Origin of the sequence: Microcoleus sp. S1D4, assembly GCF_036700765.1 — a bacterium.
Classification (GTDB): Bacteria; Cyanobacteriota; Cyanobacteriia; order Cyanobacteriales; family Microcoleaceae; genus Microcoleus.
Map to the genome: position 1 here is coordinate 136,566 of NZ_JAUBPP010000007.1, position 24,122 is coordinate 160,687.

Sequence of the window (24,122 nt, forward strand, 5' to 3'; positions counted from 1 at the left end):
CCGTCAAAGTTAGTAGTAGTCAAATTGCCAAATTCGCTGGCTGCAAACTGGAATTTGTCAACCCCAAAGGTAAAGTCGGTAATTTTATCGCGGCCTTCTTTAGTTGTCGCGTAAACAAACAGATCCGCACCGCTGCCGCCGCTTAAGACATCCAAACCGAGGCCGCCGGTGATGGTATCGTTGCCGTCGCCGCCCTTGATGGTATCGTTAAAATTGCTGCCGACAATGTTGTCGTCGCCTCCTAAACCATCGAAATTAACGGCGGCAGGATAAGTGCCGAAATTAACATTGTCAGCGCCGGCAGTACCGACAGGAACATTTAGCGACGGGCCGCTGAAGACAAAGTTACTGACTTGCAAACTAAATGTCAGCGAGAAACTGGTGACAATTTCAAAGCGCGCCCCAACAGAAAATACCAGCACGGAACGGCCGGTAGTGGCATCTGTAAACTGACAGAAAACAGGTGCGTCGGTGTTGCCGCCCAAAGCTGCAAACCGCGCTTGCAAAGTGGCGATGCTGGTAACGCTGATATCCGCACTAAAGTCGAGCAAGTTAGCGCTGCCGATCGAGCCAACAGCAGAATTAGCAGTAATCGCCAGTCTCGTCAAGCTAGAAACGCTGAGATTACCAAAAGCTGCCGTAGAAAGCTCTAAAACATCGTCATTGACATTAAAGTCAGTAATTAAGTCAGCTTCTACAACTGTTTGAATCTCTTGGCGGGAAACCAGATAAATAAAGCGATCCTTTCCAGCACCCCCAGTTAGAGTATTGGTTCCTACGCCGCCGTCAATCTCGTCATCATCATCGCCGCCTTTAATTTTGTCGTTGCCCAAGCCTCCTTTTATTTTGTTTTTGCCTTTACCGACTTCGATATCGTCATCGTCATCGCCACCGTCGATATCGTTATCGCCATCGCCGCCTTTAATTTTGTCCTTGCCCAAGCCTCCTTTTATTTTGTTTTTGCCTTTACCGACTTCGATATCGTCATCGTCATCGCCGCCGTCGATATCGTTATCGCCATCGCCGCCTTTAATTTTGTCCTTGCCTTGGCCGCCGATGATTTTGTCATTGCCGCTACCGCTTGTAATGTCATCGCTGCCGTCGCTGCCTTGGATGTTGTTATTTAGCGTCGCCGAACCGACAATAACTTGAGGCGCTGTATTGCCCGCAAAATTAAAGACATTTTGCTCGACTTTCAAGCTAAAAGTCTGGTTGGCGAGTACATTTTTCCCGTCGCTAACTTCAAAACCAAAACTAGCGGCACCGACAAAACCTATGGCGGCTTGGAAAGTTAACAAACCGAGACTAATGTCTGCTTGAGTGAAGCTTAAACCAACTTGGGTTACGGCTACTCCCTTAAAGAATAGTTGCCCGGTTGTAGCATCAGGCAACTGCGTTACCTTAAAGACTGTGCCGCTAGCATTTGTTTCGCTATCGACAAACTTCAAGAAGTCAGAAGTAATAGTTATTTGGTTGCCGTCGGAACCGACAGTCAAACTCTTATTAGCTTCCGATCGCGGAGGGGCATTAACTACCGGGAGAGTTGGAATTCGAGTTGGAGTTGGAGTTGGAGTTGGAGCTACAGGAGTACCGTTAGCTCCCAAAAAGTCGCTAGCATCGAGAATTGTAGCGCTGACATTTAATAACAGCGCTAGCACAAAGCTATTGCTGCCCCGAATTTCGGTATTGATGCCGACTTGCACAAACGACAAGCTGCTAAAAATCAAGTCGCCAAATAGCAAAAACCTGTCGCTGCCGTCTGTGTAGTCAGTGATGACTGAACTGCCGGGACTGGTGGTGTTACTCATGACAAAAACGTCATTTCCAGCACCGCCGATACAGGTATGGTTGCCAGTACCGCCAACGATCGTATCGTTGCCGTTATTGCCCATCAAGGTGTCGTTGCCATTGCCGCCGCCGACAACGCTGTCGTCGCCGTCGCCACCGTCTGCCATGTCATTGCCGTCGCCAGTCATGAGGGTATCGTTGCCGGCACCGCCCATCAAGGTGTCGTCGCCGGTGCCAGCGACAACGCTGTCGTCGCCGTCGCCGCCATCGCAAGCGTCGTTGCCCGCGCCACCCATTAAGGTGTCGCCGCCGTCGCCGCCCATCACGCTGTCGTCGCCGTCGCCGCCATCGCAAGCGTCATTGCCCGCGCCACCCATCAAGGTGTCGCCGCCGTCGCCGCCCATCACGCTGTCGTCGCCGTCGCCGCCATCGCAAACGTCATTGCCCGCGCCACCCATCAAGGTGTCGCCGCCGTCGCCGCCCATCACGCTGTCGTCGCCGTCGCCACCATCGCAAGCGTCATTGCCCGCGCCACCCATCACGGTGTCGCCGCCGTCGCCGCCCATCACGCTGTCGTCGCCGTCGTCGCCGTCGCAAACGTCGCTGCCGGCACCGCCCATCACGGTGTCGTTATCTTTGCCACCGTTAACGATGTCGTTGCCTTCGCCACCGTTAACGATGTCGTTGCCCCGATCGCCCCTGACGGTATCGTTGCCTTCGCCGCCGTCGCACTTGTCGTCGCCTTTGCCGCCGTACACGCTATCGCTACCTGCGCCGCCGTCAACCTCATCATTTCCGTCGTTGCCGTTTACCCAGTCATCGCCGTCATCGCCAAAACAAGTATCTTGGTCGCTGCCGCCCAAAATAGTATCGTTGTCTTTGCCGCCATATACCTTGTCGTCACCTTGGCCGCCGTCGCAAATGTCGTTACCGCGATCGCCTCTTATTTCATCGTCACCATCGCCGCCGTCGCAATCATCGTCATCTTTACCTCCGTAAAGCCGATCTTTGCCACCGTTTCCTCTCATTCTGTCTCGGCCTTTTTTGCCGAATATCACCTCATCAGCGCTGGTGCCGACAATTAAGTCATCGTCATCGGTACCTTCGAGAGTCTGGCGAACGCTGCCGCTGCCATCTTCTGCGTCATCTGTGCGACCGGCACTTTCTTCGGGCATAGCGTTAAATTCAGCCATTGTGCTGTCATCCTCAGCAGTTGTTTCGGATCTGCCGTTAGACTGATTCGGAACTTGGCTGTTACTGTTGCTAGGGGTGTTTTCGGCGATTGCATCGTCAATTAACTTGGCTAAGTCGCTATCAGAATCGATCGCGCTGGCGCTGCGGAAAGCCGCGAGTCGATCGAGTTCGCTGGCGGAAAGCCCGAACTCTGGTTCTTCGTCATCTAGGGCGATCGGTGCAAACAAATTGGTTTCTGTCAAGTCAGAGATTTGTGTTCGATCGCGATCGGGAAAAAGTGTTCCCGATACATTTCCCAACAACATTTCTTCTTCCATCGTTAATATTCTCTCCAAAAGATTGAGATTCTTAGAATCAGTTTATCAGCAAGGAGGAGACAGCAGAACAACAAATTATAATTTTACATTTTTGTCTGCTCTAGTGGCTGCTTTTCCACCTTTTTGTTATAGATGCTATTTAAACTGCCAGGGGTTATTTTGCTGCTTCTGCGAGTTTTCTCTCCGGCAATCGCGCACAAAAATAACTGAGCCACCACATACACAGCAAGTTTTGTACCGAAGTTCAGCTTGCTTTTGATGTTCTCCGTAATTTCTACAGTAAGCTGCGTATACTTGCGCTTAAGGGTAGATTTTCTACGTATTTTTACCGTGATTTAGCCTAATTTAAACTCGCAGATCGCAACTCCTAGACAACTACCTAAAATTTTTGTACCCCAAATTTTCCCCTGGCTTTTCTGGCGATCGAGCCTGGTGCGCTGAAGTTTTGTAACACTCCCAGCTCTGACAAATCCTTCCCTGACTTAAGGATTTGAATTCTTGATGTAAGTGACTGTACGCTTCTAATTTTAGTTCCTGATGATTAATTACAATTTTAAATAATTCGCCGTCGCAAATATTTGTTTTAATTTTCAGTCCGGCAATTCGATCTCGATCGCCCCGCTGCGATCGAACTAAAAAAAATATTTTTCCTGCAATATAAACAACTTAGCAAAAATCTATCTATCTTAAGACTGATTTGAAAAATCAGCAACCAACAGCAATCAAGGCAGGAGTTGTTTTTAGTGAAATTGACAAGCACAAAGAGGCATTGCGATCGCAAATAATATCGTGTTGGCTCGCTTAAGCACAGTAATATTCGATGTGCTTGCGGACTTAAACTCCGCACTACAAACCATATTGACTAGGCTTCGTTTTATCAACGATCAAAATGATTGTTGTTTGAAATTATGGGAATAATTTTATGAGAGTTGTATTGTTAAAAATTAAGATTTTTTAGCTTGCTCTTTTCTATTTAAATCTAAATACATTAATAGATTTTGATAAAGAAGAATATCATAAAAGTGGTAAAATAGCAACCCTCAATTAGAAATTATCGATAGTCGCTCTATCGATTGCCGATCGCCCCTGAGACATCCCAGAAACAAGTACCGTGTCGCGTACTTCTGTCGGGAAGTCTCCAAATTTTAGAAGAAAGCTCTTACTAGCAGATTCAAAACCACAACTCAATCTCAAATCTTCAAGGGCCCAATCTCAAATCGACGCTGCAGATGAGGGATCGGGGCTTACAGATGAGGTTCCGAGCCGACCAATTCATTAATTGACACAAAATCTAGATTTCAGATGGGGGGATGATGGTAGAGGATAAGCGGTGAGTAGCGATCGGGCGATCGCCTCCCCGAAAAATTTACTCAAATTTATCTTTGATATTTCCCTGAAACCGGTGGGTGAGAGCTGAAGTTATTTTAATAAGAACTAGAGATCCGCTTGGTAAAGTACCTCCAATTTGACTTTACTCAACAATGAGAAACTCAAGTTCCCAAGGAATGTAAAGGGGTCTGCGGTAGAGGTGCAAAATGTTAAAGATAGCAAAATTGGAGAAAATTCCGCTTTCAATTAGCCGCAGGGCAATCAAAACTAATAAACTGTTATTAAAGTACAAGTTTTACACCCTCAAAGTGTTTGAACAAATATATTTGAGTTCTGCGTTCGCCCGATCGGGGGAAGCGCAATCAGAAAGTTTCATTCAAAGAGTAAAAATCAGTTTGTCGGTGGCGATTGCTAGCTGCAAAAACGCAGGCAAAATCAGAATTGAGGCGGGAGGGCGCTAAATCGGTGAACCAGGAATTTAAACTCTCAGTTACCCCAGTTGGGGACGATGAATATCTAGTACGGACAGAAAAGGTTGCACCCGGTGTACCCTTAGCAGAACAACAAGTCCGCTGGCCGATCGACGAATGGCTGGCGCTGTCTGCTCAACTGATGAACGACCCTTTGGTGGGCTTGCTACAGGGAACTGCTACTGGCCGGGGACTGTCACGATCGGAAAAACACTCAGCGCCTTCTTTAGTAACCCTTGGGCAACAATTATATAGCGGGCTGTTTCAAGGAAACTTGCGCGACAGTTGGACTTGCGCTCAAGGCATCGCCCAGCACCGCCGAGATGTGCTGGAACTGCGGCTCGGGCTCAAAGGCAGGGACTTGCCGCGACTACCGTGGGAAGTTCTGCACGCGGGCGATCGCCCTTTGGCAACCGGCACCGATTTGGTGTTTTCTCGCTACCAACCAGGTACAAGTTTATTCAAACAAACCCGGATACTGCCAAGTGGCGGGCCGCTAAAAATTTTAATGGCGATCGCCTCTCCCAGCGATCGAGACAACTTGCAGCTTTCGCGAGAAGTGCTGCAGCTGCAACAAGAACTGCAAAACCGCAGCGCTAACCCCCTCAAAAACGGCTTCCATTCCCCGGAAATTCAACTGACTATTCTCGAACAGCCCGATCGAGAACAGCTTACCCAAGCCCTAGAACAAGGACATTACCAAGTCCTGCACTACGCAGGCCACAGCAACCCCGGTTCCAGAGGTGGCGAACTCTACCTAGTCAGCAGCCGCACCGGCTTAACCGAAACCTTGAGCGGCGACGACTTAGCGGGATTGCTGGTCAACAACGGCATTCAGATGGCTGTGTTCAACTCCTGCCGCGGTGCCTACGGCGGCCCATCAGGCATCACAGACGACAGCCCGGAACGCAACTTAACCGAAGCTTTAGTCAAGCGAGGCATTCCTGCGGTGCTAGCAATGGCAGAAAGCATCCCCGACGAAGTAGCCCTAACTCTGACGCGGCTGTTTTACCGGAATCTCAATCAAGGCTATCCAGTCGATCTCAGCTTGAGTCGGGCCAGGGCGGGACTAATTTCTACCTACGGTTCTCACCAGTTATATTGGGCTTTGCCCATTCTCTACCAGCACCCGGACTTTGACGGCTATCTGACGGGCGCTCCAACCCAAAGTACCGCATCCAGTCTCGGGCTGCAAATAATCACGTCTGGAATGCCGTCGGCGGCCTCGTCTGGCACAGAATGGAAGAGGCCGTCTTCGGTGGTGGCGATCGCCCAAAACCCTCCACAGCCAGCCTATCAAACGGATGAGTCAGACAGTGAGGACGGCGAAGTCTGGGAATATTGTCCTGAGCAACTAAAAGATCGCAGGGATTGGATGAACCCGAGCGATCGACCATCGGCGACTAATTTACCCAACTCTATTTCCGATCCAAATTCTTCGGTTATTTCACCAAACCCTGTCGCTCAAAAGGCTCAGAAAGCGTTAAAAAAACCGGGATTAAAAAAATGTCTGGCGCTGACGCTTTGCTTGTTGCCGATTGCTTTGAGTGCTGGCTTTGCTGGGTTGCGGTACTTGCAGCACCGCAGCGCGAAACCGGAACAGTTACTCCCGGAGATGCGGACTCCTCTGTCGCAAAATTATATTCAACAGATAAATTAAAATCGATTGCCCGATCGCAGGTGAGAACTTGTATCGCTCGATCGGATTGTGAATCGAAACCATACTATTTACCATTGGCGATTTGAGATTGGCGATCGGGATTTATATCATGTCCGGTCAATTTACCGCAATCAGTAAGGTTCGTAGTGCGGACGGTCGTCCCCACTACGAACCGTTTTTGTGATCAACCGGATTTGATATTACGCACTCGCGATAAAGAAACTGGGTTTTTTACCCTTACTGCGGATTGCAGCGAAGAATTTTGTCAAAAAACCCGGTTTCTGGCCCCCGGTGCGTAAGTCCTATTAATAAAGATTGACTTATTAGATCAGGGTTGGGAGTTGCCCTGCTGCTACATTCTTTGGGTGAAAATGGTATCAAAATCTGGTATAAGTCGCGAAATGCTCGATCGAGCATTCGTGGTGCGGCGTGCCGCCAATCAAACCCAGAGCCTTAACAATTAACAACAGAGTCACCGTCTGGAGCGAAAATGGTATGAACCTGCGGTGGCTTTTAAATTGTATATTTGCCTGACATCGCAAAAAATTCTCTCCCATCAGACCCTCAATCACCACACACAATTTAAATACCCAACAGCTTATTTCCTTCTTGGTGGCTGCGCGATGTTTCTGCCGCGCCGGTGGAGTCTGGTTTTAGGTGACGCTCCTACACCAACCGCAAGCGGTATGTTGTAGGCATCTGAGTTCGGTCAAGGATATCAATATCTTCCTTCATCGTTTCGCTCTACGGCGTTTTATAGTGAGGAACACGTCCCGCCCCACTTGTCACATCAAAGCTGTTTTATCTAGATATAGATTGTTATTCTGCGATCGAAGATATGAGTATTTTACCACAATTATTACAATGAGTGCTCGTCTCGTCGCCATCTTTAAGAATGCTGGTTGGCTGGGCCCAACATCGCGGAGGGAGGATAGCTCCTCACAAAAGCGCGGCTCTCATCCCACTCGCCCAAAGATTATGGGCTGGGGATTCCCGCCTGTCTAGCTAAAACCCGTTCAACGAACAGGTGAAATTTGCTTGAATTTTTACCGGATTGCGATCGTCGGACTGTTTTCTGTGCGAGTTATATGCCGAACACCTTAATAGAAGATTGGGACTCGGTATTTGGGGTTTTGAGGGGATTGGCCGCCCGAAAAACAGGGTTTATAAGTAGCTAGCTGGTAGGGGGATCGAAAATATGTGCGACCTCGCCTTGTTGAGGTAAAAGTTAACCCCGCGCAGGTAAATGCTTTGGGCAGATTTGCAGCGATCGCGCTCTAGGTATTTCCATTCATGTCTGTCTTGTTTTTTACTTTGACTGCAGACAGGAGCTGGATTGGTGAACGCAGGGAACAGACTTTACTTTAAAAAAGTAAAGCATTTAATTTGCGACAATAATTCCTGCTGCGATCGCTCCAAGGGTTCAGACAACCATTTTAGTCGCCAGCAGCAAATAAATCGCCCTTCGAGCATCGACGAGTTGTACCCCCAGTTTTGAGGGTGCAGAAATTTATCCAGAATCCGATCTTTTTAATTCTTAGTATTGACAGTGAAACAAAGTTAATCTAATGTGTTGTAATTGATATAAGTAAACTCCAATAACCGAGGTAAGGTCAATGGCAGAAACAGCGACAGCACCCTTAACAGGAAAAGGTCTGCTTCAAAAAATCAAAGGCAGCGATTTGCCTCGCAGAGAACTTGCAAAGCTTTGCGGCTACTTCACCGTCAGCAAGAGTGGAGAAACACGGATTAACCTGGCTGAGTTTTACGATGCAGTATTAGCTGCTAAGGGCATTGAGCTAGAGAAATCTAAAGCAGACGGACGCGGACGAGAAGCGAGTTATCGCGCTAGCGTTCACAAGAATGGCTCGATCGTGATCGGGGCAAATTACACCCAAGAAATGGGATTAAAGCCAGGAGACGAGTTTGAAATTAAACTCGGATACAAGCACATTCGCTTGATTCAGATCGATGCGGACAGACCAGAGGTGGAATTGGCAGATGATGAGGAGGATACAGAAGAATAAAGGCGATCGCCATGCAGTCAGCCTAGGTTAAGGCTACTGGATTTGCATTCGTTACACGAGTATTTGCGCGCCACCATGCGATTTAACTGATGAGCTGTCTTGACTATTTCTATTTTCTCTTGTCTCGCAAAGACTACAGTGCCTCTGAACTTCGCAAAAAGGGGCAAGAGAAAGGTTTTGGCAATGAGGAAATATTGGAGGCGATCGCGCAAATTCAAGACCGGGGCTATCAGTCTGACACTCGCTTGGTGGCAAACTCGATCGCAAGTGCTGCGGGCAAATACGGGAAATCCGCCATCAAGCGCAAGTGCCTGCAAAAAGGAATTACTAGCGATTTATTCGAGCAAGTCTGGGAAGAAGAATTTGCCGAAAATCAGGATTCAGAAGCTCAAAAAATGGCAGAATTAAAAGCCAAAGTCATGCGGAAATACAAGATCGACGCGATCGATCAAGTAGATCCAAAAACTAAGGGCAAAGTCTTGAACTACCTGCAATACAGGGGCTTTAATGCCTTTGAACTTTTGCGACAGTGGCAAACAGAAGAAGATGATGAGTAAATTGTAGGATTTGGTAAGTCAATTCGCCCCCGAGATAGGCAAGCACAACTGCATTGCTGCCCCGGGGGAGAAATGGTAATTTATAAGTAAGTTTTTTTAAGTTTATGCCATATGGCGCCTGCTCAATTAACCGCAGGCGTTAACGGTTCGCGCCCGAAAGTCTGCAGCCTTCAATCAGACTCGCATTCGGCACTACGAACCTGGTTTTTTATGATAATCGACGGGACAGGATGTCAATCCTCAGACTTGCTGGAAGAAGATTCGTACATCTGCCGGTGTCTGGCTAAAAGCAGGAGATATTTCTCATTGGTTTTGGCCAGCATCCATTTGTCTTTAAAAATGGTGGCGGATTCTGCTTTCACCGGATCTGCATCTAGGGGTAAAATATCTTGGCGAGCAGCGGTTTGCTCTGCAACAGACTCCATTTTTTGAGGGTTCTGCTTGTATTTTCGACCGCTTTTGTGGTTGGCGTAGCGGCGCGATCGAGTATACCCCATTTGCAAGAACTTGCGCGCCATATCCGCTCCCACAAAATCTTCGCCATCGAGATACTCTAAAAATAACGAGTAAATTTTGCTGCTGGACTCCCTGGCAATTTCAGGAGTCTTAAATCTCCAGAAAGGCAGAATTTCTCCTTTGTAGGGTTCCACCAACAGCACTCCTTGTTCTCCTTTCCCCACGCAATAAAGTTCTGGGTGCTGTCGAAAGTCGATGTTCTTAAAATCCGCATGGTAGTCGAACTGCTTCATGGGGCGTTTTTTGTCGTATCTGAAATTATAGAAGCCCGTGGTTTACCTTCGTCTGGTTTGGTATAAACCCAGGCCCAAGCAATCAAAACGGCTTGAAAAGGCAGCCTGAACCAATACACTAATGGGTTGTCGGGAATCCCTTCTATGGGTATGCTGTTGACGGCTTGATTGATATTAGCTGGAAATACGGCAATAAACAAGGCAATTAACCCCCACGCCGCCGCTCTGCTGACTGGCGGAACTAACAGCCCAATCCCGCCCAAAATCTCGAAAAAACCGCTGATATAAACCAATGCTTCCGGGTAAGGAAGCTGGGGCGGCATGATTCTGATAAAGGGTGCGGGTACTGCAAAGTGCAGCACGCCTACGGTACTGATAGCTACTGCGAGGATGACTCGCCAAATTTCTTTTTGAGCTTTCATGGGAAATCGGTAATTAATAATTGTTAAGTTACGGCGAAAATGCTTGCAAAAATTCGCTGTTTGCGATCGATGACAAGAAGGCTCAGGTACAAAAATTCCAGCCCTCCGGGTTTTTCTAGTCTTGCCGGCGGCTGTAACAATCTTTGGTAGAAAAACTTGGTTTCTCGATAAGTCAGAGAAGTTTTCCCAGCCCGAAACTTGAGGAAGCGGGGCCGAATTGAAGGTTCGCAGGTGATGGCCGAAAACAGATAGCGCGGGTTTTGATAACAAGATTTTAGTCTGTAGTTCCCGAATGCTGCCTCTGTCTTGGGGTAGTAATACCCTGTGCGATCGATTACGATAACAAACCAGGTTCGCGCGTGCGTCATATCGTTTCCGGTTGCATCGGAATAATAAAATCGAGTCAGCAGTCAACAGTCAACAGTCAACAGTCAACAGTCAACAGTCATGAGGAGTGCAACCGGAATTGATATCATTCCCAATTCCCCAATCTAAAATCTAAAATCTAAAATCGTCTGATGGGCGATCGCACCTAAATACGAGTCATTTGTCAAGGAGTTTTATAATTATTTAATATTTGAGCTGTGAGAATTATTTGTAGAGGGAATTATGAAACGCACCGCAATGAAAATGAGCGTCTAAATACTGTGTTCTATCAACTTCTGGTGAGATGTTAGGATGGATCTAATTATCGAGTTTGCTAAAAAGTCGATCGCCCTAGCAACCGCGCAAATCCTTCTACTTGAATTAAAGATTGTTACGCTTGTCGGCAGGAACTTTTTCGCCACCACATGATTCACAAATATTGAGCCTCCCAGCGCTGTGTCATTTTTATTTACACGCAAGCAATCACCGACGACCATGAACACCTTAACCAACAACTCTAAATTTCGCCTAAACCCGATGCTACGGCAATCGCTGTTCTCCGTCATCATATCTGCAGGAGCTTTGGCTACCGGATGGGCCCCTGGCTTGTACGGACAATCCCCAAACCTCGTTTTCGGAGCTGCAGCCCAAGCTCAAGCCATTAGCAACACCGAAATTACTAACTACGCTCGCGCTGTCTTGTCAATAGAACCCAGACGGGTGCAAGCTTATCAGGAAATTAAAGGAATGGCTGGAGGCTCGGTACCCAGAGTAGTGTGCAACGAAACTCAGGAAATTAACAGGCTGTCGGGAGGCGTTCGCGGCGTGGCTGTGAATTACTGCGACCAAGCTAAAAAAATTATTGAAAGCAATAACTTGACAGTTAGACGCTTCAACGAGCTCACTTTGCTGCAGCAAAGGAATCCAGAAGTCAAACAGCAAATTCAAGCCGAGCTGCTGCGGCTGCAACAAGCGGGAAATCAATAAACATCGAGTGTTTGAGTCTTTCTTCCTCTCCCGTTCTGTTGTTAGAGTTACTGGGCGTTATGCGAAAATAGTTAAGAAAGGGATCTCGCCTGTAATAAAGTGCTTGACAAAACGAGCAAAACATGGTATGCAAGGACGGGAGCGGTTCAGAGAGATGACAATTTTGTAACTCGCTGTCAGTCGTTATTAAAGATAAAAAAGATATTCCTCAAAAACTAGATGTGAAGCGAGTTAAGTTGAGGAATAAAATAAAAAAATGCTAACTTTTACCAAACATTTGCCTGCAAATCCCGATGCTGCTGTCAGCTTTACTTTAGCAATGACAGCCGACGATCGCACTCGCAGCCGCCACCAATTCGAGACAGAAGGTGGGGAAAAACTGCACCTGAGTTTACCCAGAGGTACGGTATTGCGCGATCGAGATTTATTGCAGTCGGAAGACGGTAGCTGTTTGGTACAGGTAAGTGCAAAACCCGAACCGGTAATCACAGCGCGGGCCTCGACTAAGCTGCTACTGCTGCGGGCGGCTTATCATTTAGGAAACCGTCACGTAGCTTTAGAAGTTACCGATAATTATTTAAGGCTTTCTCCCGACTCTGTTTTGCAGGGAATGCTCGAAAAAATGGGTTTGGAAGTTATAGAAGAAATTGTACCGTTTCAGCCGGAAACGGGCGCTTACGGCCACAGCCATTAGGTATTGGGAATGGGGAATGGGGAATTGGGAATGGGGAATGGGGAATGGGGAATGGGGAATGGGGAATGGGGAATGGGGCATTGCAAACAACAAATAACAAACAACAAATAACAAACAACAAATAATAAATAACAAATAACAAATAACAACAGTCAACCGTCAACAGTCAACAGTCAACAGTCAACATTCAACATTCAGTAGGGGCGGTGCCCCCGTGCCCGCCCTCTTAACAGTCAACAGTCAACAGTCAACAGTCAACAGTCAACAGTCAACAGTCAACAGTGAACAGTCAACTTTTATGTTTGTTGCAGCTAGCTTTTGCGCCTGTGGGAGCTTATAGTTATTCTGAGGGAATCGAAAGTCTGGTAGAAACCGGTGCGATCGACAGCGAGATTAGTTTGAGGAATTGGTTGGAAAATTCGCTGCAATTTGGGGCGGTGCGAGTAGAAGCTGCTGTGGCGATACGGGCTTTGAGGGCGGCAAAAATTGGGGATTTGAGGGCTTTGAGTTACTGGAATGCTTGGGCGACTGCTGCTAAGGAAAGTGAAGAGTTGCGCTTGCAAAGTTGGCAGATGGGACGGACTTTGACGCGGTTGTTGCTGGATTTGCGTGAAGCGAAGCTATCCCGCAGGGAATCGCCCGTTGTTTCTGATTTAACAACTATTGTCAAAGATTTGGTGGAAGTTGGGGGAAATCCGTGCAATTTTGCGATCGGCTTTGGGATAGCGGCGGCTTGTTGGCAGATTGAAGAGGAAGCGGCCGTGTTAGGATATTTGTACAGTTGGGCTGCAAATTTGGCGAGTGCGGGCGTGAAACTGATTCCTTTGGGTCAAACTGCAGGCCAGCAGTTGCTGTTAGATTTGCATTCTCAAATTAACTCTACGGCGCGAGAAGTTTTACAATTAGAAGATGATAATCTTGCTAGTTGCAGTTGGGGATTAGGCCTAGCTAGCATGGCGCACGAAACTCAGTACACTCGGTTGTTTAGAAGTTGAAAATCAGACAATCCAAAATCTAATTAGTAAGGTGCGTCAGAACCCCAAAGCCTCGATAATCGTTCCATAACTCCGTCTGACGCACCCTACAACTACAACTCGGTTATTTCGCAGTTAAAAATCAGACAATCTAAAATCTAAAATTTAAAATCGCTATGAGTGCTTTTCGTGTAGGAATTGCTGGTCCGGTTGGTTCGGGAAAAACTGCTTTGCTTGATGCTTTGTGTAAGGCGCTGCGACAGCAGTACCAGATTGCTGTGGTTACTAATGATATCTATACTCAGGAAGATGCACAGTTTTTGGTTCGGAGTCAAGCTTTGGAGAGCGATCGCATTTTGGGCGTAGAAACCGGCGGCTGTCCCCATACAGCCATCCGCGAAGATGCTTCGATCAACTTGGTAGCTATAGAAGAGTTAGAACACAAATTCATTGATTTAGATTTAGTCTTTGTCGAAAGTGGCGGCGACAATTTGGCGGCAACTTTTAGCCCGGAGTTAGTAGATTTGACAATTTATGTAATCGATGTCGCTGCGGGTGATAAAATTCCGCGCAAGGGCGGGCCGGGAATTACTAAATCGGATTTATTAGTGATTAATAAGATAGACCTGGCGCCTTTTGTGGGTGCAGATTTGGGCGTGATGGAACGAGATGCTAAAAAGATGCGCGGAGAGAAACCTTTTGTTTTTACTAACTTGAAGACGAAGGATGGCTTAGCGTCGGTGGTTGATTTTGTGAAGCTGAATGTCGCCTAGGGCGATCGCATCTAGTATCATGGAAATAAGCCGTTTAATGATAACTACGTAAGTTATGCTGAGTTGTGATGATGCAGCCAAATACTTTTTGGCTCAGGTAAGTGAAGATGCTGGCGATCTGATATCTAATCTCAAACTTCAGAAATTGCTTTACTATGCTCAAGGCTTTCATTTAGCTTTGTACGACGAAGCGCTATTTCCTGAAGCGATAGAAGCATGGACTCACGGGCCGGTTGTTCCTGATTTATACCGTCACTATAAAAAGTATGGTGCTGGTGCAATTCCATGTCCTGAAGATATAGACTTTTCGATTTATGACGAAAAAACTAAGAGCCTGCTTGATGAAGTTTACTCCGTGTTTGGGCAGTTTGCTGCATGGAAGTTACGCAACATGACCCAAGAAGAATATCCCTGGAAACTTGCCGCTCAAAATAGCGGTACAATTACTCATCAATCGCTTCACGAATACTTCAAGACTCAACTCAATTGTGAAGAAGCAGTTTAAGGCAAATCAACGCCAAGAAAAAGGGAAAAGGATTTCACCTAGAGAAATTGTTGATTTACCGCCAGAGCAGGATTCACCTCTATTTTCTTTGCGATACATGAATAAAGATTACTCTCTTTCTTAGTGTACAAAAGATGAAAAGGCAGCTTTTGCAGATACTCTCTACAAGTTAAGTCAGCTTACCTGGAGCCAGATTAATGCTTCTGGCCGTCACGGCTCTGGCTATGAGAAGATTGCTAAAAGTTCCATTAGAGTGGCTATTCCTAACCATCTTAAGGATGATGCAAATTTTATTGCTTTTCGGTTTTGCGGGATGGCTCCGATGGTTGGTTATCGAGATGGGGCTGTGCTTTATATTATTTGGCTGGATAGAGATTTTACGCTTTATCCTCATTAAAATATATCTCGTTAAATTAGTAGCGATGTCAAATTTGCGCTACCGACTCAACAATTCCCTGACCAAATTTGCCAAACGTTCCGTACTGTCTGTCACCGCTAAGTGAGCAGCAGCTTGAGACATTTTGGCCAAATATTCGGAATCTTTTAACAGATACAGCACTTTGCTTTGCAATACTTCTGCTGTGAGTTCGCTTTGACGGAATACTGCGGCGGCTCCTGATGCTGCAAATACTTCGGCATTAAATCTTTGGTGGTCGTCAGCGGCGTAAGGAAAAGGAATTAAAATAGAAGGTACTCCGGTAACAGCTAATTCTGTCAGAGCACTAGCGCCCGATCGACTAATTGCTATATTTGCTCGCTGCAATAAACTCGCCACATTGTCGTAAAATGGCATTGACAAATATTGCTCGTGCTTCAAACTCTCAGCATCCGGGTCATTATTTCCGGTGAGGTGAATTACCCAAGCACCAGCCTCAAACCAAGCCGGAGCACACTCGCGCACTAACTGATTTACTGCGACAGCACCTTGAGAGCCGCCCATGACTAAAATTACAGGTACGCTGTCAGGAATTGGTAACTTGAGAGGTTGAGGGGCGAGGAATTGCGATCGAACCGGCGTACCAGCAACCACGGTTTTCGCGCGGGGTAAATGCTTGGCTGCTGCTGCAAATCCGATCGCCACAGCACTGCAAAAAGGACTAAACCACCGCGTCACCTTTCCAGGAATTGCATTAGATTCGTGGAGAATCACCGGCAAACCCAAAGAGCGAGCTGCCAAAATTGCAGGTGCTGCGATGTAACCGCCGGTAGTAAACAGTCCCTGAAAATTTCCTTCTTTGAGCAACTTTCGCACCTTAAGGATCGAGCCGAGCAGTCCGCCCAAAATACGCGCTGTACCGAGTCCAAATCGCTGCTGAAAGCCTTCGACGGCGATCGTGTGGAGGGGATAAAGCGATGAAACTAACTGCGTTTCCATGCGGTCTGGGACTCCCAGCCATTCGATGTGACAGTCGGCCAACTCGGCGGCGGTGGCGATCGCTGGAAATAAATGTCCTCCGGTACCGCTAGCTGCAACCAACAACCGCAGGGGGGCTTTTGTCAAGGTATTTGTCTCTTTTACAAGTTCCACAGGTCGATCGATTTTAGATTAGAGGTTTTAGATTATTATGCTTATTATTCCGGCAGTTTCAGCCAATTTTCAATCAGCCATCTAAAATTAGATTGTGCCGTGTCCCTCCTTCCGTTGTCAGTTTTCGTTGCAGGCGAACAATTGCCCGCGCCGCGACCCCTGACAAATAACCAAAGTATCATCTAATGCGTAATTTGTTGAATTTAGTGCCAAGTGTATCTCAGTATTTTTGCAGCCGTCGGGACGAAAAAGCCGATCCTCTTCGTTGGCGTAGCCCCCGTAGGGGCGGGCTGCGCCAACGCCCGATCGTTTTTGGCTTTAACTGCGGGCTGTCGATCGCTCAAATGTTGTTATGTTTAACAGCGGTAAGTGCTGGCGTGCTGCATCCGACTGCTGTAGCGGCGATCGCGCCGATGGGGGCTACTCCCAGGGCGATCGTCCAAACCCCAGCCAATGCGCCCGCCCCCCTCACCAAACTGCTAACAGAAATTGACGCAGCAGCCAATCGGCGCGATGTCAAAGCAGTCATGGCATTTTACAGCGCAAATTTCACCGATTCTGACGGCTTAAACAGCCGCATCATGGAAAAAGCCCTCACCCAACTCTGGGATCGATATCCGAGTTTAAATTACCGCACCGATCTCAAATCTTGGAAAACCGAAGGTAACGCCATTATCGCCGAAACCGTAACTACAATTACCGGCACTCAGAAAAAAGATGGAATCGACTTAAATCTCAAAGCTACCATCCGTTCTCAGCAGCGCTTTGAAGGTGAAAAAATAGTTAAGCAAGAGATTTTAGCAGAACAAACTGAGCTGACTTCTGGTAAAAATCCTCCCACAATTCAAGTAAGTTTTCCCGAACAAGTGAAAGTCGGGGAAGAGTACCATTTTGACGCCATTGTTCGAGAACCAATCGGCGACGATATTTTAATAGGAACTGTTTTGGATGAACCGATTAGCGAAAAAACATTGTTTAATCCGTCAGAAATAGACTTAGAGTTGCTGAATTCTGGGGGTATTTTTAAAGTAGGTAAAGCCCCGGCCACGCCAGAGAATCGCTGGATATCAGCAGTTTTGATGCGACAAGGCGGAATTGCAACGGTTAGCGTGCGCTTGCGGGTTGTCAAGTAATAAAAATAGGTGTTATGGGAATTGTTGAGTGTTGAGGGTTGACTGTTGACTGTTGGCTGTTGACAGTTAGCAGTTGACAGTTAGCAGTTGGCTGTGAATATTAATGTTATTAGTTATTAGTAGCCCCAAGCGAGTAACTAAGCTGTCACGCATTTAAATTGTATGTTCAGGGCGGGCGGGACACCCCACAAGATTTAGATGTTTTTTGACATTAAATTTAACTGCCACAACAGCTTAATAACAAATAACCAATAACCAATAAGAAATAACAAATAACAAATAACCAATAACCAATAACCAATAACAACTAACCAACTACCAAAAAATGATTTCTATCCAAAATCAAATTATTTTCATTACGGGTGCGAGTAGCGGTATCGGAGCGGCTTGTGCCCAGATATTTGCCAAAGGTGGAGCGAAACTAATTTTAGCAGCCCGCCGCGTTGAAAAGCTCGATCGACTGGCAAAGGAACTTGTAGAGGCAAAATTGGTCGCATCGGCGAACGAGATTTACCTGCTAGAATTGGATGTGCGCGATCGCCCGCAAGTCGAATCGGCGATCGCTGCGCTTCCCGATGCGTGGAAAAACATCGATATTCTGATTAACAATGCCGGATTGAGCCGCGGTTTAGACAAACTACACGAAGGCAACTTTCAAGATTGGGAAGAAATGATTGATACCAATGTGAAAGGCTTGCTTTACATGACTCGCTACATCGTACCGGGAATGGTCAGCCGAGGCCGCGGCCACGTAGTGAATATCGGCTCAATAGCAGGCCGCCAAGCTTACCCGAAAGGTAGTGTTTATTGCGCTTCCAAAGCAGCGGTGAGAGCGATTTCTGAGGGGTTGAAACAAGACCTTTTGGGAACAGCGGTGCGGGTGACGGAAATAGAACCGGGTTTGGTGGAAACAGAATTTAGCAATGTCCGGTTTCACGGCGATTCAGACAAGGCGAAGAATGTCTATCAAGGACTTACACCTTTGACAGCGGATGATGTAGCCGATGTAGTATATTTTTGCGCCACGCGATCGCCCCACGTCAATATTAGCGAAGTCTTGCTAGTTCCGACAGACCAAGCTACCGCAACTCTGGTTCATCGAAAAGAGTTTTGAGTTTTCAGCGGTAAGTTTCCGGATGGCGATGGAATTCTCAGGAAGCTTAATTGGTAGATGCACCCTGATTAATTAACTCCCGACCAATTTTGGCCGGGTTTTTTTTTGAGCGATCGCACATCCAGCCATAAATTCCCGCAAATTTTCCGAAACTGTCCCGAAAGAGGTGGGGTGCTACCGGAGACTCAATTAGTAGATGCACCCTGATTAATTAACTCCCGACCAATTTTGGCCGGGTTTTTTTTGTCGATCGCACATCCAGCCATAAATTCCCGCAAATTTCCCAAACTATCCTGAATTTGGTGCGGTGGTATCGGAGATTAAATTAGTAGATGCACCCTGATTAATTAACTCCCGACCAATTTTGGCCGGGTTTTTTTTGTTTTAAGGCTGATGCTGAACAAATTTGAGGTGAGTTTCCGGATTGTGGTGGAATTCTCAGGAAGCTTAGTTGGTAGATGCACCCTGATTAATTAACTCCCGACCAATTTTGGCCGGGTTTTTTTTTGTCGATCGCACCGCCAAAAATTATCGCAAATTCTGCCAAACTTTCCTGAATGAGGTGCTGTCTGGCCGGACATTAAATTAGTAGATGCACCCTGATTAATAAACCCCAGCCAATGAAGGCCGGGGTTTTTTTTGATCGAAAGCTGGATTAGTCGATCGACCTACAAGACTTCAAAGGACTGCACCTCAAGCACCGGGCCGATCATCGCAAAAGTCATTATATCCTTGCGGACTGTACCTTTGACACTGACTTTCAAACCATCTTTTTTCAAGTCAGAAGGAGCATCCTTAAGTTCATAAGTTTCTCCATTTTCGCCAACCAAAGCCCAGGTACCAGGGCCTAATCCTTGGCGTTCAATTTTGCCTTTGACTGTAATACTCATGCTGACTGCGCCTCTGTTTTAAGTGCTAAATGTGCCAATCCAAAACACAACAAAGCATTGACAATCAAGAATGTTTGTGCTACTAAACCAGTTCCCAATCCCCAAACTGCAGGAGAGATTACAGCATTCACTGCTAAACAGCTAGCAAAGCCGATCGAAGTGGCGATCGCAATCCACTTCCACTGTTGATGTCCCAACAGCAAAACAATCAAAATCCCCGGAATCAAAACACTAGCAAATAAGGGATTCAGCATATTGCTGCCGTTAATTGCACCGCCGAGTTCGGGAATAGAACTGCCCATGATTCTCATCGGCCACTGCGGTAAGTCAAATACAAACAAGTTGCGGAGGAAAAAGAACCCAGAACTTCCAGCCATCAAGCCGCCGGAAAAGCCCCAAGTCCACTGGAACGGAAAATAATTCCGCATAATGAAAGCCAGCAGGTAAGAACCGAGTACCATTGCAATTTTCGGCAACAGGGCGACTGCACCGCCGTCGATCCAGAAGCGGGGGCTGAGATAGCCGTTGTCGCGCAGCCAGCGGAAGAAGTCGCGGAAGTTGATTTGTCCGCGCTGGGCTAGCTGAACTGCTGCGCCTGCGTCTAGGTGTCCCGAACCAAAATGGTTTAAGGGATCTTCTGTGACATTTCGCGAGGACTGCAAGAGTATGCTGCGAATTTGGTCTGGTTCTGTGACACCGGAGGCTTTGATCAGCGCTGCAACGCCGGCAACGTGGGGCGCAGCCATGCTAGTGCCTTGGTAGCCTTCAAAGATTTCGGCACCGGTTTCTGGGTCGATCGTACTTTGGAGAATTTTGCCTAGTTCAGAACCGCCGGGGGCTGAAATGTCAACACCCGCGCCGAAATTGGAATAATCGGCTTTTTCTTCGTTGGGGCCGAGGGCGGAAACGCCGATGACGTGGGGATAGCGGGCGGGATAGGATGCCGAACTGTCGCCGGAGTTGCCGGCGGCGGCGATGATGACAACCCCTTTAGAGTAGGCGTAGTCGATCGCTTCTTCCATTAATTGACTTTCGCCGCCGCCGCCTAAACTCATGTTGATGACATCTGCGCCGTTGTCAGCAGCAAATTTAATTGCTTCGGCAATGTCGGAAACTGTACCGCCGCCGCTGCCGCTTAATACTTTCAGCGGCATTAAAGCTGCTTCGTAAGCGATGCCTGCAACGCCGTAGTTGTTGTTAGTTGATTGGGCGACAGTACCTGCGACGTGAGTGCCGTGGCCGTTGTCATCGTAGGCTTCGGCGCGATCGTTTACAAAGTCGTAGCCCGGTACAAATTTGGTTTCTTTTAAGTCGGCGACGGGAGTGATGCCGGTATCAATTACCGCTACTGTTGTGCCGCTGCCTTTTGTTTCGTTCCAAGCCGATTCTACGTTGATGCTGCGGAGATTCCACTGCTTGACATACATGGGGTCGTTGGGAATCTCGTAAGCGCTGTAAATGTAGTTCGGTTCAATGTATTCGGTATCTTTAGCCAACTTTGATTTTCTCAGGGCGTTTAGCAAAGTGCGATCGCCCTTGACAACATACACATTATCCTGTTTAGAAAACTCACTGTTGAGTTGCGGTGCGATTTGGTACAACTGGGCGAGTTCTTCTACTCGTTTTGCAACAAGAGGATTACCGATATCTTCGCGGAAATCCAGCACAATCGAGTCGTAGGTGCCTTGAGTAGCAAGTCCTGGGAAATTAGAAATTGCCCAGCCAAGCCCGATTAAAAATAAGCACAGAAAGAAAAATTTTTTCATTGCCGATCGTCCGTTGAGGGAAGGCTTGTTCACCACAATAACCGAATTTTCATCGCGATCGCCAGTTTTCTTAGTTGTGGCTGCGGTCAAACTCGCGGGCGGGCTTTTGGTATGTGGTGGCGGTGGCTACCCGCGCGATCGCAAATGGGTGTAATTTCTAGTTTAAATTGCCAAGCAAGTTTGAGTAGTTCAATAAATTGTATCATTAAAGCAGATGGCAAAGAAAACCGGGAGTATTTTTCACAAGGATATTGCATGGAAAGAGGTTTAATGTGGTTGCCGCTGCTAGCAATTTTTATTGGGCTGGCTTGGGCTGGATGGAACGAGTATCAAAAGTTAGAAGCCTATCGCGTCTGGGCGGAACAATTCGCCAAGGCCAAGTACGATATTTATGCTGTACTCGGTCAGCAAGAAGACTGTTTGACTTGGGGGAAACCTACTCGCAGCGGGCCTGTGAATTTGCAAACTTTTTCTTTAAAAAATGTGCAGTCGCTCAGGTTGTTAGTTAACGGCGCTGTGGTAGATTTAGAGTCGCCACCAAATTCGGGAAGTGCGATCGCCCTAGAATTTTTGTTGAAAGATGCTGCGGCGGTGCAGGTTCCTTTTACAGAAGTTTCTCTAGCGACTAAATGGGCAAAGTATTTGCAGGGAGAATTGCAGCGATTCCTCTAAAAAAATCCTATTAGCACAAATTACGAATCACATAAATTCCGTGGTTATAGCACAATTAAAATGGTTGATCGTGAGGACTTGAGTCCGCAAACAATCAGAGGAATAAATTCTTAATTACTAACTTTAAAATGGTTCGTAGTGAGGAATGTATTCGGGAGCATCTCAGTTGGGCATTTGAGCGTGCGAGCGTCCCCGAAGAGCGAGTATAATAGACGAGTCGCGAGTATAATAAGCGAGCGGGGAGTATAATAAGTGAGGGTGGACGCTCGCACTACCATAAAAAAATGCTTTTTGCAAAACTAAAATACTCCCATATATTCTGCAATAAAATAGAAAACCTAATTCCCAACTGGCAACCTAAAAATGATTTGTAATGAGGAATGTCTGCGGCAATAAATTAGAGGAATAAATTCCTCGCTGCCAACGCGATAACAGTTATTTTACCAGACTAGAGATAGTTTTTTCATTCCTATTCCCCTTCCCCTTCTCCTCCGAATGCAAGTACAAGAATTTTTGCTGCGCTATCAAGAAGGAGAGCGCAACTTTGCTCACATTGACCTCAGCGGTGCTAGTTTAAGCGGTGTCAACCTGCGAGAAATAAACCTCACAGGTGCTAACTTGACCGGTGCTAATTTGAGCTGGTCTTTTTTGAGCAATGCTAAGTTAATTGGAGCTTGTTTGCGCCGCGCAGATATCCGCAATGCAGTGATGTCCGGGGCAAATTTGAGCGGGGCAAATTTGAGCGGGGCAAATGTTGCGAAAGCGGATTTGCGCCTTGCTTGTTTGGAAGGTGCAGAACTCAATTGGACGGTGCTTTCTGAGGCGGATTTGGGCGGTGCTAATCTTCAAAAAGTTAAATCTGACCAAATTAATTTGGAGAAAGCTAAACTCGACGGCGCGCACTTGATGGGGGCGAAGTTGATGGAGGCGAATCTCAACCGCGCCAGTCTTGTTGGTGCTAATTTAACGGATGCTAATTTGCGGGAAGCGCATTTGGTGGAAGCAAATTTGCGATCGGCAATTTTGAGCGGTGTAAATTTGATTGAAGCTGATTTAAATGGTGCTCAAATGCGATCGGCAAATCTGGCGGGCGCTGACTTGCACCGAGCTGTGCTGGCGGGGGCGGATTTGACGGAGGCTGTACTCGATAATGCTGATTTGAGTCGAGCTAATTTGGCTGGTGCTTATTTGTTGAAAGCGAGTTTTAAGAAGGCGCTTTTGCTGCGAGCTAACTTGCAAGGAGTGTATTTGTTGCGGGCGGATTTGAGCGAGGCTAATTTGCGCGGTGCTGATTTGCGGAAAGCTGATTTGAGTGGCGCTTATTTGATGGATGCGATGTTAGGTGAGGCGGATTTAAGAGAAGCTTGTTTGATTGAATGTCGTTTGATTCGGACGAGTTTGGAGGGGGCGCAGCTTACGGGTTGCTGCATTCAAAATTGGCAGGTTCAAGATGTGGATCTGTCAAAAGTTGACTGCGGGTATGTTTTTACTCAGTTTGATTATACTGCGAAAGTTGCGGCAAATCGCTTTCCGGCGGCTCGCGATTTTGAGTCTGGGGAATTGGGGCGGCAGAATCAAGAGGAAAGTTCTATTGTGGAGGTCTATTTTGCTGATTTTCCTAATTGGGAGGCTTTGGTGTTTACGGTGCGTCGGGTGGAGTTGGAGAGTTGGCAACTTCAGTTGAATGTTCAATTTTTTGAGTCTACGGGAGAACAAAATTTACTGCGGCTGAGCGCTAACCGTTTGGTGAATGGCAAGATTTTGGGCGATCGCATTTTGGCGCTTTATCCAGATATGTTGGAAAAGGTTTTAGCCAAGCGGGCAGAAATTTGGGGTTTGCTAGATTTGGCTGTTGCTAGTAACAGTGTGGAGCCGCAGGAGCCAAGTCGAAATGAAGTGTTGGTCAGAAAACAGGAAATCTACCAGCGAATGGTGCGTCAAATTTCGTTTATTTTGATGTCTCAAACACCGGATAAATTCTCTGAAAGTGTGCAGCGGCTGTTGGATTATTTGAAGCAGCAAGGTATTCCAACTATTCAGATTCAGAGGAAAGTTATCAGTCAGGCGATCGTGCAGCGGGCCAAGCAAGACCCTGGTTTTCGGGAACAGTTGATTTTGTGGGAGAAAACGGCGCCCGCGAACGTTCGCGGCTCGATGATGGGGGAAGCGGTGCGGGGTGCGATCGCCCTTTTGATCGATGATTAACA

Annotated in this window: 22 protein-coding genes; 14 read left to right on the forward strand and 8 right to left on the reverse strand. The window is 47.1% G+C overall.

The annotated features are described in order from the left end of the window. The coding region (locus QT998_RS10070; RefSeq protein WP_333114499.1) for a cadherin-like domain-containing protein at positions 1 to 3,299 on the reverse strand (3,299 nt) is incomplete at its 3' end. A gap of 1,535 nt (positions 3,300 to 4,834) precedes the next feature. Here QT998_RS10070 and QT998_RS10075 point away from each other — a divergent pair. Together QT998_RS10075 and QT998_RS10080 are read left to right on the forward strand one after the other, a co-directional pair. Beyond that, positions 4,835 to 5,089, forward strand: coding sequence for a hypothetical protein (locus QT998_RS10075; protein WP_194008558.1), 255 nt, complete (start codon positions 4,835 to 4,837; stop codon positions 5,087 to 5,089). Between the two features lie 4 nt (positions 5,090 to 5,093). Beyond that, positions 5,094 to 6,758, forward strand: a complete 1,665-nt coding sequence (locus tag QT998_RS10080) for a CHAT domain-containing protein (RefSeq protein WP_333114427.1) — start codon at positions 5,094 to 5,096, stop codon at positions 6,756 to 6,758. 377 nt (positions 6,759 to 7,135) lie between these two features. Here the strand turns inward: QT998_RS10080 and QT998_RS10085 are convergent, their stop codons facing one another. Continuing rightward, the gene (locus tag QT998_RS10085) at positions 7,136 to 7,315 is read right to left on the reverse strand and encodes a hypothetical protein (RefSeq protein ID WP_333114429.1); all 180 of its coding nucleotides are present in this window, start codon (positions 7,313 to 7,315) and stop codon (positions 7,136 to 7,138) included. Positions 7,316 to 8,374: 1,059 nt separating this feature from the next. Here QT998_RS10085 and QT998_RS10090 point away from each other — a divergent pair. Both QT998_RS10090 and QT998_RS10095 read left to right on the forward strand, forming a co-directional pair. Next, a complete protein-coding gene (locus QT998_RS10090; protein WP_194008561.1) occupies positions 8,375 to 8,785 on the forward strand; it encodes an AbrB family transcriptional regulator in 411 nt (136 codons plus the stop codon). A gap of 89 nt (positions 8,786 to 8,874) precedes the next feature. Continuing rightward, positions 8,875 to 9,342, forward strand: coding sequence for a regulatory protein RecX (locus QT998_RS10095; protein ID WP_333087002.1), 468 nt, complete (start codon positions 8,875 to 8,877; stop codon positions 9,340 to 9,342). Between the two features lie 233 nt (positions 9,343 to 9,575). Here the strand turns inward: QT998_RS10095 and QT998_RS10100 are convergent, their stop codons facing one another. The 3 genes from QT998_RS10100 to QT998_RS10110 are packed head-to-tail and all read right to left on the reverse strand — an operon-like array spanning position 9,576 to position 10,881. Further along, positions 9,576 to 10,091, reverse strand: a complete 516-nt coding sequence (locus QT998_RS10100; protein WP_194070006.1) for a DUF4385 domain-containing protein — start codon at positions 10,089 to 10,091, stop codon at positions 9,576 to 9,578. Continuing rightward, positions 10,088 to 10,513 (reverse strand): DoxX family protein, encoded by a 426-nt coding sequence (locus tag QT998_RS10105; RefSeq protein ID WP_333114435.1) that lies wholly within the window; start codon positions 10,511 to 10,513, stop codon positions 10,088 to 10,090. The genes QT998_RS10100 and QT998_RS10105 overlap by 4 nt, the downstream gene beginning before the upstream one ends. Positions 10,514 to 10,536: 23 nt before the next feature. Next, the gene (locus QT998_RS10110; protein ID WP_194070004.1) at positions 10,537 to 10,881 is read right to left on the reverse strand and encodes a hypothetical protein; all 345 of its coding nucleotides are present in this window, start codon (positions 10,879 to 10,881) and stop codon (positions 10,537 to 10,539) included. A 493-nt stretch (positions 10,882 to 11,374) separates the two neighbouring features. Between QT998_RS10110 and QT998_RS10115 the strand changes: the two genes are divergently transcribed. From QT998_RS10115 to QT998_RS10140, 6 genes are all read left to right on the forward strand, one after another. Then, positions 11,375 to 11,866, forward strand: coding sequence for a DUF4168 domain-containing protein (locus tag QT998_RS10115; RefSeq protein ID WP_333086997.1), 492 nt, complete (start codon positions 11,375 to 11,377; stop codon positions 11,864 to 11,866). 256 nt (positions 11,867 to 12,122) lie between these two features. Beyond that, positions 12,123 to 12,560, forward strand: coding sequence for an urease accessory protein UreE (ureE, locus tag QT998_RS10120; protein WP_194070002.1), 438 nt, complete (start codon positions 12,123 to 12,125; stop codon positions 12,558 to 12,560). Positions 12,561 to 12,841: 281 nt separating this feature from the next. Further along, positions 12,842 to 13,555 (forward strand): urease accessory protein UreF, encoded by a 714-nt coding sequence (locus tag QT998_RS10125; RefSeq protein ID WP_333114439.1) that lies wholly within the window; start codon positions 12,842 to 12,844, stop codon positions 13,553 to 13,555. A gap of 155 nt (positions 13,556 to 13,710) precedes the next feature. Then, on the forward strand, positions 13,711 to 14,307 hold the full coding sequence (gene ureG, locus QT998_RS10130; RefSeq protein WP_333114442.1) for an urease accessory protein UreG: 597 nt from the start codon (positions 13,711 to 13,713) through the stop codon (positions 14,305 to 14,307). A gap of 55 nt (positions 14,308 to 14,362) precedes the next feature. After that, on the forward strand, positions 14,363 to 14,812 hold the full coding sequence (locus QT998_RS10135) for a Panacea domain-containing protein (protein ID WP_333086992.1): 450 nt from the start codon (positions 14,363 to 14,365) through the stop codon (positions 14,810 to 14,812). A gap of 253 nt (positions 14,813 to 15,065) precedes the next feature. Beyond that, positions 15,066 to 15,209: a hypothetical protein gene (locus QT998_RS10140; RefSeq protein WP_333114444.1), complete on the forward strand. Its 144-nt coding sequence runs from the start codon at positions 15,066 to 15,068 to the stop codon at positions 15,207 to 15,209. 39 nt (positions 15,210 to 15,248) lie between these two features. On the opposite strand, the gene murG is transcribed toward QT998_RS10140, so the two are convergent. Further along, positions 15,249 to 16,340: an undecaprenyldiphospho-muramoylpentapeptide beta-N-acetylglucosaminyltransferase gene (gene murG / locus QT998_RS10145; protein WP_442921511.1), complete on the reverse strand. Its 1,092-nt coding sequence runs from the start codon at positions 16,338 to 16,340 to the stop codon at positions 15,249 to 15,251. A gap of 185 nt (positions 16,341 to 16,525) precedes the next feature. Between murG and QT998_RS10150 the strand changes: the two genes are divergently transcribed. Next, positions 16,526 to 17,473: a nuclear transport factor 2 family protein gene (locus QT998_RS10150; protein WP_333086987.1), complete on the forward strand. Its 948-nt coding sequence runs from the start codon at positions 16,526 to 16,528 to the stop codon at positions 17,471 to 17,473. Positions 17,474 to 17,798: 325 nt separating this feature from the next. After that, positions 17,799 to 18,587 (forward strand): SDR family oxidoreductase, encoded by a 789-nt coding sequence (locus QT998_RS10155; protein WP_333114446.1) that lies wholly within the window; start codon positions 17,799 to 17,801, stop codon positions 18,585 to 18,587. 668 nt (positions 18,588 to 19,255) lie between these two features. Here the strand turns inward: QT998_RS10155 and QT998_RS10160 are convergent. Next, a complete protein-coding gene (locus tag QT998_RS10160; RefSeq protein ID WP_194008573.1) occupies positions 19,256 to 19,477 on the reverse strand; it encodes a hypothetical protein in 222 nt (73 codons plus the stop codon). Then, positions 19,474 to 21,243, reverse strand: a complete 1,770-nt coding sequence (locus tag QT998_RS10165; RefSeq protein WP_333087479.1) for a S8 family peptidase — start codon at positions 21,241 to 21,243, stop codon at positions 19,474 to 19,476. The genes QT998_RS10160 and QT998_RS10165 overlap by 4 nt, the downstream gene beginning before the upstream one ends. A gap of 255 nt (positions 21,244 to 21,498) precedes the next feature. Between QT998_RS10165 and QT998_RS10170 the strand changes: the two genes are divergently transcribed. Together QT998_RS10170 and QT998_RS10175 are read left to right on the forward strand one after the other, a co-directional pair. Next, positions 21,499 to 21,915 (forward strand): hypothetical protein, encoded by a 417-nt coding sequence (locus tag QT998_RS10170; RefSeq protein WP_333087478.1) that lies wholly within the window; start codon positions 21,499 to 21,501, stop codon positions 21,913 to 21,915. Between the two features lie 495 nt (positions 21,916 to 22,410). After that, positions 22,411 to 24,120 (forward strand): pentapeptide repeat-containing protein, encoded by a 1,710-nt coding sequence (locus QT998_RS10175; RefSeq protein WP_333114448.1) that lies wholly within the window; start codon positions 22,411 to 22,413, stop codon positions 24,118 to 24,120. Positions 24,121 to 24,122 lie beyond the last annotated feature (2 nt).

Bases quoted from the DNA above. Each gene is read 5' to 3' on its own strand.
- QT998_RS10175 (WP_333114448.1), top strand. From the start codon at position 22,411: ATGCAAGTACAAGAATTTTTGCTGCGCTATCAAGAAGGAGAGCGCAAC.
- ureE (WP_194070002.1), top strand. From the start codon at position 12,123: ATGCTAACTTTTACCAAACATTTGCCTGCAAATCCCGATGCTGCTGTC.
- QT998_RS10165 (WP_333087479.1), bottom strand. From the start codon at position 21,243: ATGAAAAAATTTTTCTTTCTGTGCTTATTTTTAATCGGGCTTGGCTGG.
- ureG (WP_333114442.1), top strand. From the start codon at position 13,711: ATGAGTGCTTTTCGTGTAGGAATTGCTGGTCCGGTTGGTTCGGGAAAA.
- QT998_RS10160 (WP_194008573.1), bottom strand. From the start codon at position 19,477: ATGAGTATTACAGTCAAAGGCAAAATTGAACGCCAAGGATTAGGCCCT.
- QT998_RS10110 (WP_194070004.1), bottom strand. From the start codon at position 10,881: ATGACGCACGCGCGAACCTGGTTTGTTATCGTAATCGATCGCACAGGG.
- QT998_RS10090 (WP_194008561.1), top strand. From the start codon at position 8,375: ATGGCAGAAACAGCGACAGCACCCTTAACAGGAAAAGGTCTGCTTCAA.
- QT998_RS10100 (WP_194070006.1), bottom strand. From the start codon at position 10,091: ATGAAGCAGTTCGACTACCATGCGGATTTTAAGAACATCGACTTTCGA.
- QT998_RS10085 (WP_333114429.1), bottom strand. From the start codon at position 7,315: ATGGGAGAGAATTTTTTGCGATGTCAGGCAAATATACAATTTAAAAGC.
- QT998_RS10155 (WP_333114446.1), top strand. From the start codon at position 17,799: ATGATTTCTATCCAAAATCAAATTATTTTCATTACGGGTGCGAGTAGC.
- QT998_RS10135 (WP_333086992.1), top strand. From the start codon at position 14,363: ATGCTGAGTTGTGATGATGCAGCCAAATACTTTTTGGCTCAGGTAAGT.
- QT998_RS10075 (WP_194008558.1), top strand. From the start codon at position 4,835: ATGTTAAAGATAGCAAAATTGGAGAAAATTCCGCTTTCAATTAGCCGC.
- QT998_RS10115 (WP_333086997.1), top strand. From the start codon at position 11,375: ATGAACACCTTAACCAACAACTCTAAATTTCGCCTAAACCCGATGCTA.
- QT998_RS10095 (WP_333087002.1), top strand. From the start codon at position 8,875: ATGAGCTGTCTTGACTATTTCTATTTTCTCTTGTCTCGCAAAGACTAC.
- QT998_RS10150 (WP_333086987.1), top strand. From the start codon at position 16,526: ATGCGTAATTTGTTGAATTTAGTGCCAAGTGTATCTCAGTATTTTTGC.
- QT998_RS10105 (WP_333114435.1), bottom strand. From the start codon at position 10,513: ATGAAAGCTCAAAAAGAAATTTGGCGAGTCATCCTCGCAGTAGCTATC.
- QT998_RS10170 (WP_333087478.1), top strand. From the start codon at position 21,499: ATGGAAAGAGGTTTAATGTGGTTGCCGCTGCTAGCAATTTTTATTGGG.